Genomic DNA, 15966 nt, shown 5'->3' on the forward strand with positions numbered 1-15966 from the left:
TGGAGAGAGGAGACGCCGGTGCCGAAGCTGGTGCTGTGGGACATCGACCATACGCTGATGGCGACGGGCGGACTCGGCCGCGAGCTGTGGGCCGCCGCCTTCGAGCAGGTGACAGGAGTCGCACTGCGGGAGCAGGCGTCGGTGACGGGGTCCACAGAGCGGGTGATTCTGCGGGAGACCGCACGCCTGCACGGCATCACGTACAACGACGAGCTGTTCACCCGGTTCGCTGACGCGCTCGGCGCCGTGCACGTTCGCCGGGCGTCTGAGCTGCGCGAGCGCGGGCACGCGCTACCCGGGGCTGCTGCCGCTCTCGCTGCGCTGGAGGAGCGGGGCGTGCGGCAGTCGGTGGTCACCGGCAACGTCCGTCAGGCCGCCGGAGTGAAGCTGGCGGCCTTCGGCCTCGACGCCTACCTGCGCCTGGACGATGGGGCCTATGGGGAGGACGGTGAGGGCCGTCCCGAGCTGCTGCGTCTCGCCCTGCAGCACGCGGGCGGTGCGGCGTCCGAGGCCGTTTTCCTGGGGGACACGCCTGCAGATGTCGCGGGCGGACATGAGGCCGGCGTCCGCGTCGTCGCGGTCGCCACCGGCAAGACGTCGGCGGCCGAGCTGGAGGCCGCGGGCGCGGAGCTGGTGCTGGACGGGCTGGCCGACACCGCGCAGGTGCTCGCCGCACTCCGGGCATGACGAAACGGCCCCCGCCGCCCGCCCGCAAGGGGCAGACGACGGGGGCCGGCCGTGCTCACACTCCAGTTCGGTAGTAGTCCTCCACGTCCTGCGGCGGCGGCAGCGGCCTCCCGCCCCGCTCCACGACCTGGTATCGAGTACGGGGACCGGTACTGGCAGCGCGCCAGCCCGACGCCGGCGGACAAGTACACCGAGCATCCGGCCGTGGCCCTAAAGGAGATCGGCGTCCGACCGCCCTGGCGGAAAACCGGCACCGCTCGCCGCATCCACGACGCCCTCCTCGCCACACGCGACGAGTCCTTCGTCACTCTCATGGTCAACCCGGCTGCTGGAGACGGAAAGGTCCACGCGCTCTACAAGTCGTGGGGGTACGAGGACATCGGGCAAAGCCGGCCGTCACCGGCCTCGCCAGTCCTCCACGTGATGATTCGCGCCAGCCGCTGACCTGCCCCACGACCGAACCACCGTGTTCGTTGGAGGCCGTGAACCGCCCGAGCAGGCTCGAGTGGCTGAGCACAATCCCCTCCAGGAAGGCCCCAGCCTCGTTTCAACACTGCCTCCAGTTGCAAGCAGCGGGGACAGCACGCCGTCGAGATCGGCGAAGCCCCGCACAGCGGACTTGGCCATCGCCCGCAGCATGCATCCAACCCGCAGTGTGCCGGATCAGCACCGACACCAGCCCCGCCTCGCCGTCGACCCTGATCCCTCCGCTGTGCCCCTCGGCGCCGGCCGGTCGCCCTGGGCGTTGCGACGGGACGGCGTATCGAGTAGTGATCAAGCGGGCGGTCCGGAGGGAGGCACCGTAGTCTGCCAGCGCCAGGACCAGGGATGGGGTGACTTGCTCGATATGAGACCGTTCGGTGCTGTTCTGCGTGGCCTGCGACAGGAGAGCCGCTTGACGATGGAGGAGTTGTCGGAGGCGTCAGGGGTGAGCGTCCGGGCCATCGGCGATATGGAGCGGGGGCGTAGCCGGGTTCCCCAGCGGCGCACGGTGGTGGCCCTGGCGGAGGGGCTGGGGCTGACGGATACCGAGCGGGAAGCGATGTTGGCCGCTGCGCGGGCGGGGCGCCCCACGCGTGCGGTGGTGGCGGCGGGGGTGGCGGTGCCGCCGCGGTCGGTGGGTGACTTCACTGGGCGTGACGCGGAGCTGGCACGCCTGCGGGAAGCCGCGGAACGGGCGAGCTCCGGCGCGAGGGCGTCGGTGTCGGTGTCGGTCATTTCCGGTTCTCCGGGTTGCGGGAAGACGACGCTGGCGCTCAAGGCGGCAGCGGATCTGGCGCCGGAGTTTCCCGATGGCTGTTTTGTGGTGGATCTGCACGGCGTGGAGGGTGCCGTCGACCCCGGTGAGGCACTGCCGAAGCTGCTGACGGCTCTGGGAGTGTCCGGCCGACGGCTGGCCGAGGAGGATCAGCAGGGTCATGCGGGCCTGTTGCGGGCCCTGCTTGCTGATCTCCGGTGCCTGGTGGTGTTGGACAACGCTCGGGACGAGGCCCAGGTGCGTCCGCTGCTGCCTGCGGCCGGACGGAGTCTGGTCCTGGTCACGAGCAGGCGGCCCCTGTCGGGGTTGGAGGACGTCGACCGGCTGCCGCTGTCGGAGATGACGCAGCCCGAAGCGGTCGAGTTGCTGCGCAAGATCATCGGTGCGGAGCGGGCCGATGCGGAAGCCGAGGCCGTGGCGCGGGTGGCACAGCTCTGCGGGTGCCTGCCGTTGGCGATGCGAGTGGCCGGTAACTGGCTGACGGTCCGCTCCGGGTGGCCGGTGGACCAGCTTGTCCGTCGCCTGGCCGACGAAGAACGCAGGCTCGGTGCCCTCGCGGCGGGTGACGTGCGGGTGGAGGCGGCCTTCGAGCTGTCCTACCGGCAGCTGACCGGCCAGGCCGCACGGATGCTGCGCCTGCTGAGCCTGGTCCCGGGGCCGGACATGACCACCTCGTACGGCGCGGCGTTGACCGCGACCGGCGTCTTCGAGGCGGAGGACGTGATGGAGGAGCTGGTCGAGGCCGGTCTTCTGCGGACGACCTACGTCGGCCGTTACCAACTGCATGATCTGCTCAAGCTCTTCGCCCGCGCCCGTCTGTCCCGGGACGAGGCACCCGACGAAAGGGAAGCGGCCGAGGACCGGCTGCACTCCTGGCTGCTGGAGACCGCCGTGGTCGCCGGCCGCTGGTACTTGCCCGAGTACGGGAAACCGCCGTCCACCTGGCAGGGGCTGGACCCGCTGGACAGCGAGGAGCAGGCCCGGGCCTGGTTGGAGAACGAGGCCGCCGCCTGGCTCGCCGCGCTGCGCAGGGCCGCCCGCCGAGGCGAGCACACCCGGGTGGTGGAGACCGCCGATGCCATGGGGTGGGCCTATCACGTGACGCTCTATCTGGGGCACTGGCCCGAGGTCTTCCGCCTCTCCAGCGAAGCCGCCGCCGCGCTCGCCGATCCCCGCCGGCAGGCCGCGCATCTGAACTACTACTCCGTTGTCCTGAGCGCCTGTGAGCACAATTACCGGGCAGGCATCGAACGGGCCGATGAAGCACTCGAATGCGCCCGCCTGGCCCAGGACCTCTCTCAGCAGGGCTGGGCACTGCTTCACGCGGTATGGCCTCACCGGCAGCTGGGAGAAGTCCAGGAGGGCTTCGACAAAGCCCGTCGTGCCGCGGACCTGTTCGAAGCCGCCGACGACCACGTGGGATGGCTGGACGCCATGGGCTTCTACGGAGGTCTCCTGCGTCGCCTCGGCCGGAGTGCGGAAGCCGTGGCTCAGCACGAGCGCGTCATCACCTTCCTCGACGAGCCCGACTGCCCGGTGACCGGCCACGCCGCCGACTATTTCCTGGCGGCTGCGCTGGAGGCTCTCGGCGAGGACTGGGCCGCGCTGGGACAGTGGCGCGAGGCCGTGGTCCACTATCGCCGAGCCCGGGCCGAGTTCAAGCGCATCGGTGTTCCGCACAGGGAGGGTGAGACGCTGCTGCGTCTGGGGGAAGCCCTGATCGAACTCAGGGACACTGAGGAAGCCCGCCGCTGCCTCCGTCAGGCCCTCGCGCTCGGCGACGCGGCCGACGGCAGTGACCTGGAGACCGTGCAGAAGCTCCTGGACTCGCTTCCCGCCGAATGAGCACGGCCGGCCGCTCTGTGTACACCGCCCGCGGACATGCCCGCTAGCCGTTTCAGGCGCCGTGCCGCACCCGTGCCCCTACGTCCGCCTCCCCACCCTGGGCGGCCTCGAAGTGATGTCGATCCGTCCCGGTGAACAGGGGTCCGGGTACCTCTCGCTCGCGGCGGCCGGCGCGGAGGGCGGCACGCTCGCCGTTCTCACCAGCCGGGCGACACCGTCGCCGGCAGTGGTACCGCCGCACCTCCAGGAACGCCCACGTCCGCCCAGGTCAGGGACGTAGCACAGAGGTGCCACAGCAGTGCCACGGCAGTACCACGGCCGGCCCGCACGATGAATGCATCGCCACCGCGGCGAGCAGGACCGCGGGGCAGGCAGGAGGTCTTGTCATCGTGGACGGCTGGTTCTTCGTCGCACTTCCGGACTGTGAGGGTGCCGGGCGCATCGCCCGGCGGCTCCCGGCGGACGCGCACCTGGTCGCCCGTCACGCGTCGGGCCGGCCGCTGCTGTTCGCCCGGGTGCCGGACGCACAGCGGGTGACGGTCCGGCTGGGCCGTGTCCGGGCCGCGGTCGTCGGGGTGTCGTCCGCGACCGAGGAGTCGGTGCGGGGCGCTCTGGGGCGTGCGGCCGGTGTGGACGCGCTGGACGGTCTGGCGCCTGCCCTGGCCGGCAGTTTCCATCTGCTCGCGGCGGACGGTGACCGGCTGCGGGTGCAGGGTTCCGCGAGCGGGCTGCGCCGGGTGTTCCACGCCGTGATCGACGGCGTACGGGTGATCAGTGACCGGGCGGACGTCCTCGCGGACCTCGGCGGATTCCCGCTCGACGACACCGCGCTCGCGCTCCGGCTGCTGCGGGTGCTCCCGCATCCGCTGGCCGAGGAGCCGATGTGGCGGGGCGTGTCCGCCGTACCGCCGGGGTCGGCACTGCTGGTGTACGGCGACGGCCGGCGGGCCCGCACCACTGTCTGGTGGCGGCGCCCGGAGCCGGAGCTGGGCCGCGGGGCCGGCGCCGAGCGGCTGCGGGCCGCGCTCGAAGCCGCGGTGGACGTACGGACCAGGGCCGGCGGCACGGTGCACTGCGACCTGTCGGGCGGTCTGGACTCGACGCCGCTGTGCTGGTTCGCGGCCCGGGGCCCCGCCGACGTCGTCGCGACGACGATGTACAACGACGACCCGGGCGGCCGGGAGGACCTGCTCTGGGCCCGGCGTGCCCTGCCGAGCATGCCGGGCGTACGGCATCACGTGGGCCGGCTGGACGACATGCCGCAGTTCTTCGAGGGCATGGAGGACATCGGCCAGCGGCTCGACGAGCCGTCGCAGGCGTATCTGACCGCGCCCCGCATCGCCCACAGCATCGAGCGGGCCGCCGCGCGCGGCGCCGGGATGTATCTCAACGGGCTCGGCGGCGACCATCTGCTGCACGGGCTGCCGGTGTGGGACCACACGCTGTTCCGCCGCCGTCCCCTGCTCGCGCTCCGGCGCATCAGGACCACGAAGGCGCTCGATGACCGCCCGTTCCTGCCGGTCCTGAGGGAGCTGCTCAGCTCGGAGAGTTACGGCCGGTGGCTGCGGCGGACCCTGAACGAGGCCCGGCGGGTCCGTGAGGTGGGGACGGACCTGCGGATGGAGTGGGACCAGCGGGTCTCGCTGCCCCGCTGGCTGAGCCAGGACGCGGCGGCGGCCCTGTCCGCCCGGCTGCGGGACCGGGCCGCGCACGCCGAACCCCTCGGGCCCGACCGGGCCCGGCACGCGGAGCTGGCGATGGTGCGGGACGGCAGCCGGATCGTGCGCGGCACGCAGCAGTTCGCCGCGACCCTCGGAATGCCGTTCGAAGCGCCGTTCTTCGACGACCGGGTCGTCGAGGCGTGTTTCGCGGTACGGCATGAAGATCGTTACACGCCGATGGAATTCAAACCGCTCATCAAGGCGGCCATGCGGGGTTCCCTTCCCGACGCGTTCTTGCGGCGCAGTTCGAAAATGGGGGGAAGTGCCCAGGCGGCCCGGGGACTTCGGGACCACTGGCCGGTCATTCTCGACATCGTCGAGCGGTCTCCGCTCACCTCCCGCGGAATCATCGACTTCTCCGCGTTCGCGTCCGGCGAGTCGCCCCAGCACATGGGGACGCGTGACGCGTCGATCGACGCGACCGTCAACTGCGCGGTGTTCGCCCGGAACCACCTGGCCGGCCACACCCACCACAACAGTGAGGAGGCAAGCCATGGGCTTGCGGCTTCATGACCACGTGTCCTCCACCGAGACCGAGTTCGGGCTGGTCGTCCTGGACGAGCGCACCGGCCGCTACTGGCAGCTCACCTCGTCCGCCGCCCTGGTGGTCTCCGCCCTCGCGCGCGGCGACTCGGTCGACGAGGCCGTCACCGCGCTCACCGACCGCTACGAGGTCACCCCGGAGCGGGCCCGCGAGGACGTCGACGCGCTGATCGGGTCGCTGCGCTCGGCCGGGCTGGTGGCCCGATGAGCATCCCCGTCCTGCCCGCCGGCCCGGTCGCGGTGCCGTTGCGCCGGCGCCTGGTCACCCGGGCGGCCGTGGGGGTCGCCCGGGTGCTGGCCCGGCAGCGGCCCCGGCGGATCCGGGCCGTGCTGCTCCGCGTCCGGCGCGGCGCCCGCCCGGCGACCGTGGCGGAGACGTCCCTGGCCAGGGACACCGTGCTCACGGTCAGCCCGCGGTGCTGCGGCTCGCGCGCCTGTCTGACGCGGTCGATCGCGACGGCACTGCTGTGCCGGACCCGGTCGGTGTGGCCCACCTGGTGCGTGGGGGTGCTCAAGGCTCCGCCCTTCGCCGCGCACGCCTGGGTGGAGGCCGAGGGCCGGATGGTCGACGAGGCCACCGACGCCGCGTACTACAACCGGCTCATCGTCATCGAGGCTTCCGCCGGAACCCCGGCGGTATCGCACACCAGCCGAAACGGAAGGAGGTGAGAAACATGGAGAAGGAGACGTACGAGGTGCCCGCCGTGGTCGAACTCGGTTCCTTCCAGGAGGAGACCGGAGTCTTCGGTATCCGCAACGGGGACGAGATCACCTGGTTCTTCGACACCTGGATCTGACGTCCACCGCCGCCACGCGCAGCTGAGTTCCCGAAGGAGGTGACCACCATGGAAAAGGACATCTACGAGGTGCCCGCGCTCGTCGAGCTCGGGGAGTTCGCGGAGGAGACCGGATTCTTCCGGAGCGGGGCCGACGAGGCCTACTTCTTCTTCCAGAACCAGAACACCGGCTGACCGGCCGGCCGCTGAAGGGGACCGACGGGTGCGGTGCGGACTCGCCGAGGCGAGTGGCTCGCCGCACCCGTCGGCGATCGAGGGACGGGGGGGGGGAGCCCGATGCGCGACAGTGACCGGCTGCTGGCCTCGGCGGTGGGGCGGGACAAGGGCCTCTTCACCGCCCTCGGCGCGTTGTACCTGTGCGAGACGGCCTTGGGTCTGCTGCTCCCGTACGCCCTGTCGGGCGCCGTCGACGTGGTGCTCGACCGGGCCACGGGCACCGCCCCCTTCGTGCTCGTCTGCGCGCTGCTGGGGGCCCTGACCGCCACGGAGGCCGGCGCGCGGATCACCGAGGCCCGGATGGGGGCCGTCACGACGGCGCGGCTGCGGCACGACACCTTCGCCAGGATCTTCCGGCTCGGCCTGTCCGGCGCGGACCGGTTCACGCCGGGCGATCTGCTGAACCGTTCGACCGAGAGCACCGCGGAGGCCGGAGCCGCCGCGCCCCACCTCCTCCAGGCGCTCTTCGCGGCCGTCACCGCCGTCGGGGGGCTGGTCGCGCTGTTCCTCATCGACTGGCGGCTGGTCCTCGTCTTCGTCCTCGGCGTCCCGGTCGTCGCGCTGCTCGCCCGGGTCCTCATCCGCCGCACCACGACACTGACCGGCGCGTACCAGCGGGCGCACGGCGAGCTGTCCGACCGGTTCGTCGACGCGGTCGCCGGCGCCCGCACCATCCGGGCGTCGGCCACCCTGGACCGGGAGGTGGAACGGGTCCTGGTGCCGCTGCCCCGGGTGCGCGAGGCGGGGACGGGGTTCTGGGAGGCGCAGCGCAGGGCGGGCTGGTACTTGTCGCTGCTGGCGCCCGCGCTGCAGATCGGGGTGCTGGCGACCGCGGGGTACGGGGTGGTGGCCGGGCGGCTCACCCCGGGCCAACTGCTCGCCGCGCAGCTCTACCTGGCGTTCGCCATGCGGCTGCTGTCCCAGGTCGGCGTCTTCGCGGAGCTGGGCCGGGTACGGGGCTCCGCCGAGCGGCTGACCGAGGTGTTCGCCGCCCCGCTGCCCCGGGCGGGACACGGGGCGCTGCCGCCGGGGGAGGGCGCGCTGGCACTGCGCGGGGTCACCGTGCGGGCCGGGAGCAGAGCCGTACTGGACCGGGTCTGCCTCGACGTGCCCGCCGGCCGCACGCTGGCCCTGGTCGGCGCCTCGGGAGCGGGCAAGACGACGCTGGCGCTGGTCGCCGGGGCCGCCCTGGCGCCCGACGAGGGGCTGGTACGGCTGGACGGCACCGACCTCGCGGACGTCGACCGGGCCGAGGTGCGCGCCGCCATCGCCTACGCCTTCGAGCGCCCGCACCTGCTCGGCGACACGGTGGCCGGGGTGATCGGTTACGGCGACCGGCCCGTGAGCGCCGCCGCCGTCCGGGCCGCCGCACGGGCGAGCCGAGCCGACGGCTTCATCAGCCGCCTGCCGCTGCGCTACGAGACGCCGGTCGAGGAACTGCGGTTGTCGGGCGGGGAGTCGCAGCGGCTGGGGCTGGCCCGCGCGGTGGCCCGGGGCGCCCGGGTCGTGATCTTCGACGATGCCACCTCCAGTCTCGACACGGCCACCGAGAACGAGATCGGCCGGGCCCTGGACGAGGCGCTGCGCGGCACCACCCGCCTGGTCGTGGCCCACCGGATCACCACCGCCGCCGCCGCCGATCTCGTCGCCTGGCTCCAGGACGGACGGGTCCGGGCGGTCGGACCCCACCAGCGGCTGCTGGCCGACCCCGCCTACCGGGCGGTGTTCGGCGCCGGCCAGGAACGTACGGAGGTCTGAGTGTCCGGCGACCCGGCGCGTCCCGCCCCTTCCCCGATCCGGCGCACCGTGGTGCCGGTACTGCGCTCCCACCGGCGGAACCTGGGCGCGCTGGCCGCGTGGTCCTTCGTGGAGACCCTTCCGGTGCTGTTCTCGGGCACGCTGGTGGCGTCGGCCCTCGACCACGGCTTCCTGGCCGGGCGGCCCTTCGAGGGGCTGCTGCTCCTGCTGGCGTACGGGGCGGCCCTGATCGCCGGCACGCTGGGCACGCGGCAGGCGATACCGCACGCGGCCGCCGTCGTGGAGTCGCTGCGGGACGAACTGACCCGGCGGGTGGTGCGGGCCGGGCTGTACCGCGCCGTGTACACGGAGCACGCGGCGGCCGACGTGTCGACCGTCGCCCGGGTGACCCGCCAGGTGGAGTCGGTGCGCCAGATCTCCGGCGGTCTGCTGCTGTCGCTGCGCACGGTCGCGTTCAGCGTCGTCGCCGCGTTGATCGGCCTGTTCGCCCTGCACCCGCTGCTCGCCGCCGCCACGGGCGGCGCTGTGCTGGCGGCCGGTGCCCTGATGGCGCTGCTGACGCCGCTGCTCAGGCGCCGTCATGTCGCGCTGCTGCGGGCCCAGGAGGAGCTGGCGCGGCGGGCCGGGCCGCAGCTCACCGGCGTCCGGGACGTCGTCGCCTGCGGCGCCTGGGAGACCGCGGGGCGGGCGGTGGGCGTCCGGGTGGACGCCGAGGCGGCGGCGGTGGTGGCCGGCGCCCGTGCCGGGGCGGGCCGGATCGCCGTCGTGGCGCTGGGCGCGCGGCTGCCGTTCGCGGTCGTCGTACTGGCGTCGGGCTGGGCCGTGCGGACGGGGCTGCTGACGCCGGGGGCGCTGGTCGGCGCCATGGTGTACCTGCTCCAGGGCGTCGAGCCTGCGCTGCGGGCCCTGGTGCAGACCGTCGGCAACATGGGGCTGCAGCTGTCGGTGACCCTGCGCAGACTGGCCGCCTTCCTCGACCTGCCGCCGCGCCCGGCGGCGGGCACCGCCCCGGTGACCGGCACCGGCATCGCCCTGAAGGACGTGTCCTTCGCCTACGGGCCCTTCGCCCAGCCGCTGTTCACGCGCGTCACGCTGGACATCCCCGACGGCGCGCACCTGGCGGTCGTGGGGCCGAGCGGCATCGGCAAGTCCACCCTGGCGATGCTCATCGCCGGGCTGGAAACACCCGGGAGCGGCGCCGTGACGCTCGGGGGGACGCCGATGCCGGCGCTCGCCGAGGCGGAGCTGCGCCGCCGGGTCGCCGTCGTACCGCAGCAGTCGTACGTGTTCACCGGCACCCTCCGCGAGAACCTCACGCAGCTGGCCCCGCGGGCCGGGGACGAACTGCTGGACGAGGCGGTGGCGGCGCTCGGCCTGGCTCGGACCGTGCGCCGGCTCGGCGGCTACGACGGGCCGGTCACCGGGGCGGGGCCGCTGTCCCAGGGCGAGCGGCAGCTGATCACGCTGGCCCGGGTGTACGTGTCGGAGGCGCGGGTGGTGATCCTGGACGAGGCCACCTGCCATCTGGACCGGGCCGCCGAGGAACGGGCCGAGCGGGCGTTCCGCGCCCGGCCCGGGACCCTGATCGTGGTGGCGCACCGCATCAGCTCGGCACTGCGCGCCGACCGGATCGTCCTCGTCGGGCAGGACGCGCTGACCGTCGGCAGCCATGACGAACTCCTCGCCACCGCACCCGAGTACGCCGCGCTCATCGGCTACTGGCACGGGGCCGGGCCACGACCGGAAGACGCCCATGGCATCCCGCCCCGCTTGTAGGGTCGGGGCGGTACGGATCGCCCGGCGCGGATCGCCCGGCGCGGCACGACAGGGAGGCAGGCCCCGTGACGTCAGTCCGTTCGGTCAGCGTCGTCCTGATCGACGATCACCCGGTGGTGCTGGCGGGGATCGAATCCTGGTACGCGGCCTCCGTCGATCCCGAGGTACGGGTGGTGGCCAAGGGGGCGACCCTGGCCGCCGCGACCACCGGCCCCGGCGCGGAGGCGGACGTGGTGATCCTCGACCTCCAGCTCGGCACGGGCGTGTCCGCCTACGCCGAACTGCGCCACCTCGTCGCGCGGCAGCGCCAGGTGATCGTCTACACCATGCAGGACAGCGCGCAGGCCGCGCTCACCTGCCTGGACATCGGCGCGTTCACGTACCTCACCAAGGCGGAGGGCGAGGAGCACCTGCTCCAGGCCACCCTGGCCGCGGCGGCCGGGGTTCCGTACACGCCTCCGGCGCTGGCCGGGGCGCTGGGCAGTGACACCCGGCGCGAGCGTCCGCGCCTGGCCGCCCGCGAGATCGAAGTGCTGCTCGAATGGTTCCAGTCGGAGTCGAAGGCGATGGTCGCGGAGAGCCTCGGCATCTCCGTGCGGACGGTGAACACGTATCTGGACCGGGTGCGCATCAAGTACGCCAACGTCGGCCGTCCCGCGACCACCAAGGCCAACCTGGTCGCGAAGGCGGTTCAGGACGGGCTGATCTCGCTGGAGGAGCTCTGAGCGGTGGTGGCGGCGCTCGTGCCGTCATCGGTTCCGGTCCCGTCGTCGGCTCCGGCTCCGGCTCCGGCTCCGGCTCCGGCTCCGGACACGGTGTAGACGGACTCCACCCACAGGCGGCCCCCGTCACTGACCGCGCGGGTCCGCACCCACTGCCCCGCCGCCCGGGCCGGCTGGGCCTCCGGCCGGTCGATGACCACGCCGACCCGCACCTGCCCGGCACCGCGCACCACGGTCGTCCGGGCGGTGCGCCGGGCCGCCGCCAGCGCCGCGATCACCGGCTCCGTCAGCTCCTGCCGTACCGGCCTGGGCACCTCGACCGGGTCGCCCCGCACGGCCAGGTGCACGCTGACACCGTTGCGCTCGGCGACGTCGATGCAGGCCCGCAGTTCGTGGACGAGCGGGTCGGCGGCGTAGTCGTGCTCCGCGAACAGGCGGCGCAGCCGGGCGGCCTCCAGCGCGCACCGGCGCCGCACCGACTCCTCGCGCGGATCGAGTGACCCGTCGGCCAGCCCGGTGATCAGCGGCAGCACGGTCGTGTCCAGGTCGCGGTAGCGGGCCCGCTGGTCGGCGTGGATGTGCGCCGCCACCGCCGCCGCCGTACGCAGCCGCTCCTGCTCCCGCAGGGTGGCGCCGGCCCGGGTGGCCCGGTCCGACAGCAGCCGCACCGTCAGTGCCGCCGCCGTCTGGAACGTGCAGATGGCGAGGACGCTCACGGCCGTCCCGGCCGCCGCCGACCGGGACGGCACACCGGCCAGCAGCAACTGCGCTGCGGTGGCGGCCAGGTGGCAGGCCAGGAACAGCCAGGTCAGCACGCGGGGCCGGTCGAGCAGCAGGACGACACCGAACCAGCCCACTTCCAGGAACGACCAGTGCGCGCCGCCGAACGACTCGGCGGGCATCTGGCTGGTCGCGGTCAGGGACGCGGCGAAGGTGGCGGTGACCATCGTCCACACCCAGGGCCGGGAGCGGCGCCGTCTCCGCAGCTGCTGCGTGGTCTCCGCCACCAGGACCGCGCTGAGCAGGGCGAAGGAGGCCAGGTGGAGCGCGGGACGGTGATAGGTGTCCAGGTTGCCGAGGAGCACGGGCAGCGCCAGGCCGCAGTGGACGGCGCCGACCGTGAGCAGGCTCGCCAGGTACAGGCCGTCGCGCATGCGGACGTCGATCTGCCGCGCCAGGGGCTCGACCCGCCCGATCGCCGCCCCAGGGTCTCCTCCGGCCGCTCTCCCGGATCTTCCGGCCGTTCCTCCAGCCATTCCTCCGGCCGTTCCTCCGGCCGTTCCTTCAGCCATTCCTCCGGCCATTCCTTCGCTCGGTCCTCCGTCCGGCAGGTCAGCCACGGGGCCACTCCAGACGTACGACGGTGCCCTCGCCGGGGCGCGACTCCACGGTGGCCCGCCCACCGACGGTGTGCATGCGCCCGATGACGGACCTGGCCAGCCCCTGCCGGTGGGCGGGCACCGCCGCCGGGTCGAAGCCCCTGCCCCGGTCCTGGACGATGACGACCGCGCGGTGGCCGACCCGGCGTACGCTCACCTCGGCCGTCCGCACGCCCGCGTGCCGGGCCACGTTGCGCAGGGACTCGCCCACGCTGTCGCGCAGCGCGGCGGCGGCCGGCCACCAGACGGGCCCGAGTCCGGCGTCGCCGCGGACCAGGACCCGCAGGGCGTGGGACGCGATCTCCTCGGCGAGCAGCTCCGTGAGGACGACGTCGTCCATCCGCCGCCGCTCGGGAGCGAGCCGCTCCAGATCCCTCCGGGCCTGTGCCCGCAGCACCTCCGGCCGGATCCGTGAGCCGGGCACGGATGCCATGAGCAGGGTGGCGCAGGCGGTGTCGTGCAACGTGGCCAGGTGTTCCCGCTCGGCGGTGCGCCGGGCTTCCGCCACCTGCCAGCCGAGCCGGGCGGCGGCCGCCGACGCGGCCGCGGAGTCGGCGGCACGGCTGCGCCGCAGCAGGAGCCGGTAGAAGGTGTGGGACAGCGCGGACTGGACGAGCAGCCACAGCACGTTGGGCAGGGCGGCACCCCAGGTCGCGGGGCGGTCCAGGACGACTCCCGCGAGGTCGGCGCCGGCCACCAGCAGCGCGGCCAGCGCGCCGGCCACGCCCGGGTGGGTCATCTGGTAGCCGACGGCCACGATGCTGACCGTGACGAGGATCCAGGTGTCGCCGTGCCGGTCCTGGCTCGCGGGGACGGTGTACGCCTGGGTGAGGCACAGTCCGGTGACCAGGGTGAGGTCCACCGCGGTGAGCAGGCGTATGTTCCGGCCCGACCGGACCCACCTGAAGTAGGCCACGGACCACGCGATCGTCACGGCGGCGAACACCGCCGTGAGCGGTATGCCGGCCACCGGCATGGCCGCCACGGCGAGTACGGCGCACGCGCTCACCACGACGAGCCGCAGCCAGCCCGACATCGTCCGGGTGAAGCCGAGGAATTCCAGCTCCATGGGCCCTGCCCCGGACTCCGCCGCGGCCCGCTCCGCCGCGCGGGCGAGGGGGGCGGAGGAATCGAGGGGGGCGGAAGAGTCAGCAGAGTCAGTGATCACCGCTGTTCATGATGCGGTCCGCGACACCCCGGAAGAAAGGGCAGTTTGCGACATGTCGGTCGAACGGCCGTCACTCCGGTCCGGGAACGAAAGGTACATTTCCTGATGTCACCCCCGACGACGGTGCTGACCACCGACTCCGTCGGGGCACGCGGGGCCGCCGACCGGTCGCGCCGTGGGGACAAGAGGGGGACGGCTACGTGCACAGGATCGTCGTACGACTGCTCGGCGCGCTGGACGTCACGTACGGAGCGGAGCGGCTGACAGTACCGGCGGGGCGACCGCGGACCCTGCTGGCCGCCCTGGCTCTGCGTCACGGGGCGGTGGTGCCGGTGGAAGAGATCATGGAGCGGCTGTGGGGGGACGATCCGCCGGCGGCCGCGCGGACGACGATCCGGGGGCACGTCAAGCGGCTGCGCCGGGTGCTGGACGGCTCCCACGACGATGCCCGGTCGGTGATCGAAGGGGAGCGGGGCGGGTACCGGCTGAGCGCGGACCGGGTGAGCGTCGACAGCACCGAGTTCCGCGACAGGGCCCGCGGGGCGACGGCGCTGGGAGCGGCGGCGGGGCCGGACGCGGAGGCGGCGGCGCTGGACGGGGCGCTGGCGCTGTGGCGGGGCCCGGCCCTGGCCGGGATCGACGCGCCGTCGCTGCACCAGGACATCGTGCCCTCCCTGGAGGAACTGCGGCTGCGGGCCGTCCACCGCAGGATCGCGATCGGGCTGGACCGGGAGGACCCGGCCGACCACATTCCGCAGCTGCGCGAGACCCTCGCCGCCGATCCGCTCCAGGAGCGGTTCTGGGCCCAGCTGATCCTCGCGCTCCACCGGTCGGGGCGGCCCGCGGAGGCGTTGCGCGAGTACGAGCGGTGCAGGCGGCTGCTCGGTGAGCGGCTCGGCGTCGACCCTGGCCTCGAACTGCGCGCACTGCATCAGCGGATGCTGGCCGGCGACGCCGCGCCGGTGGCCGCGGCACGCCCCGCGGCACCGTCCGGCGCCCCGGGCCGGTACGTGCCCCGGCAACTCCCGGCGGGAGACGCGCCCTTCGTCGGGCGCGCCGACGAACTGGCCGCCCTCGACCGGGAACTGCTGGACGGGAACGGGCTCCCGGCGGACCGCACCCGGCGGGTGCTGCTGCTGGACGGTCCGGCGGGAGTCGGCAAGACGGCTCTCGCGGTCCACTGGGCCAACAGCCGGCAGGAGCGGTTCCCCGACGGTCAGGTCTATCTGGACCTCGACGGGTTCAGCGGCCGGCCGCCGATGAGCGTGGCCGACGCGCTCCACGCCCTGCTGGTGGGTCTCGGGACGGCCCAGGACGAGGTGCCCGCCGATGCGCACGAGCGCAGCGCGCTGCTGCGCAGCACGCTCGCCGGGCGACGGGTCCTGCTCGTACTGGACAACGCGCTCTGCCCCGAGCAGGTCCGTCCGCTGCTCCCCGGCCGTACCGGCACCACCCTGGTGACCAGCCGCAACCAGCTGCGGGGCCTGGTCGTCAGGAACGGTGCCCGGCGCCTGACCCTGCCCCCGCTCGGCCCCGAACAGGCCGCCGTACTGCTGCGGGCGCTGCTGCCCGGGCACCGGGCCGGGCCGGACTCGCTGCGCGAACTCGTCGCGCTCTGCGGTGGCCTGCCGCTCGCCCTGCGCATCCTCGCCGAACGGGTGGCGCTGCGCCCCGGGGTGCCCCTGGCGCGGCTCGTGGACGAGATCCGCGGCGAGTGCGATCCGTTGAGCGTGTTCCGGCTCGGCGAGGACATCACCGACCTGGGCGTGGTCATGTCCTGGTCGCTGCGCGGGCTGACCGACGCGGCGGCCACCCTCCACAAGGCGCTGGCGCGGGGCGCCGGTCTCCCGGTGTGCCCGGCGGACGCGGCGGCCGTCCTGGGCGTGCCGGAACGGACCGCGGACGCGCTCCTGGACGAACTGGCCCAGCTCCACCTCGTCGAACGGTACGGCCCCGACCGGTACCGGGTGCCTTCGGTCTTCCCGGCCTTCCCGGCCTGCCCGGACGAGCGGCGACAGGCGATGACCGCCCACCGCGCGCAGCCACGCGCACGCGCGAGCGCCGGGGTCGTGCCGGGCCGAGGGTGACAAGGGACC

13 protein-coding genes and 1 pseudogene are annotated in these 15966 nt (G+C 73.7%); 12 read left to right on the forward strand and 2 right to left on the reverse strand.

Going from position 1 to position 15966, the window contains the following annotated elements; translation table 11 throughout:
- Positions 1-18: 18 nt before the first annotated feature.
- The 11 genes and pseudogenes from ACZ3IG_RS19470 (at position 19) to ACZ3IG_RS19520 (ending at position 11326) form a co-directional block, all read left to right on the forward strand.
- Entirely contained in the window at positions 19-687 is a 669-nt protein-coding gene (locus ACZ3IG_RS19470) for an HAD family hydrolase (RefSeq protein ID WP_467433470.1), read from the forward strand.
- A 132-nt stretch (positions 688-819) separates the two neighbouring features.
- Positions 820-1131: pseudogene (locus tag ACZ3IG_RS19475) on the forward strand (N-acetyltransferase); the annotation flags it as partial.
- Between the two features lie 403 nt (positions 1132-1534).
- Positions 1535-3790: a helix-turn-helix domain-containing protein gene (locus ACZ3IG_RS19480; RefSeq protein ID WP_467433706.1), complete on the forward strand. Its 2256-nt coding sequence runs from the start codon at positions 1535-1537 to the stop codon at positions 3788-3790.
- Positions 3791-4179: 389 nt separating this feature from the next.
- On the forward strand, positions 4180-6024 hold the full coding sequence (locus tag ACZ3IG_RS19485) for an asparagine synthase-related protein (RefSeq protein WP_467433471.1): 1845 nt from the start codon (positions 4180-4182) through the stop codon (positions 6022-6024).
- A gap of 4 nt (positions 6025-6028) precedes the next feature.
- Complete coding sequence (locus tag ACZ3IG_RS19490; RefSeq protein WP_467433474.1) at positions 6029-6262, forward strand: lasso peptide biosynthesis PqqD family chaperone; 234 nt, start codon at positions 6029-6031, stop codon at positions 6260-6262.
- Entirely contained in the window at positions 6259-6723 is a 465-nt protein-coding gene (locus ACZ3IG_RS19495; protein WP_467433475.1) for a lasso peptide biosynthesis B2 protein, read from the forward strand. The genes ACZ3IG_RS19490 and ACZ3IG_RS19495 overlap by 4 nt, the downstream gene beginning before the upstream one ends.
- 5 nt (positions 6724-6728) lie before the next feature.
- Positions 6729-6851 carry a keywimysin-related RiPP gene (locus ACZ3IG_RS19500; RefSeq protein ID WP_437087117.1) on the forward strand — a complete coding sequence of 41 codons (123 nt, stop codon included), beginning with the start codon at positions 6729-6731 and terminating at the stop codon, positions 6849-6851.
- A gap of 48 nt (positions 6852-6899) precedes the next feature.
- Positions 6900-7025, forward strand: a complete 126-nt coding sequence (locus tag ACZ3IG_RS19505; RefSeq protein WP_403537336.1) for a keywimysin-related RiPP — start codon at positions 6900-6902, stop codon at positions 7023-7025.
- 102 nt (positions 7026-7127) lie between these two features.
- A complete protein-coding gene (locus ACZ3IG_RS19510; protein ID WP_467433476.1) occupies positions 7128-8825 on the forward strand; it encodes an ABC transporter ATP-binding protein in 1698 nt (565 codons plus the stop codon).
- Entirely contained in the window at positions 8826-10601 is a 1776-nt protein-coding gene (locus tag ACZ3IG_RS19515; protein WP_467433477.1) for an ATP-binding cassette domain-containing protein, read from the forward strand. It begins immediately after the preceding gene.
- A 65-nt stretch (positions 10602-10666) separates the two neighbouring features.
- A complete protein-coding gene (locus ACZ3IG_RS19520) occupies positions 10667-11326 on the forward strand; it encodes a DNA-binding response regulator (RefSeq protein ID WP_467433479.1) in 660 nt (219 codons plus the stop codon).
- On the opposite strand, the gene ACZ3IG_RS19525 is transcribed toward ACZ3IG_RS19520, so the two are convergent.
- The gene (locus ACZ3IG_RS19525) at positions 11293-12477 is read right to left on the reverse strand and encodes a hypothetical protein (protein ID WP_467433480.1); all 1185 of its coding nucleotides are present in this window, start codon (positions 12475-12477) and stop codon (positions 11293-11295) included. The two genes, ACZ3IG_RS19520 and ACZ3IG_RS19525, sit on opposite strands and share 34 nt — an antisense overlap.
- A gap of 178 nt (positions 12478-12655) precedes the next feature.
- Positions 12656-13771, reverse strand: coding sequence for a sensor histidine kinase (locus ACZ3IG_RS19530; protein WP_467433481.1), 1116 nt, complete (start codon positions 13769-13771; stop codon positions 12656-12658).
- 299 nt (positions 13772-14070) lie between these two features.
- Here ACZ3IG_RS19530 and ACZ3IG_RS19535 point away from each other — a divergent pair, with 299 nt between their 5' ends.
- Entirely contained in the window at positions 14071-15957 is a 1887-nt protein-coding gene (locus ACZ3IG_RS19535) for an AfsR/SARP family transcriptional regulator (RefSeq protein WP_467433482.1), read from the forward strand.
- Positions 15958-15966 lie beyond the last annotated feature (9 nt).

The organism is Streptomyces sp. NPDC016677, assembly GCF_055562815.1.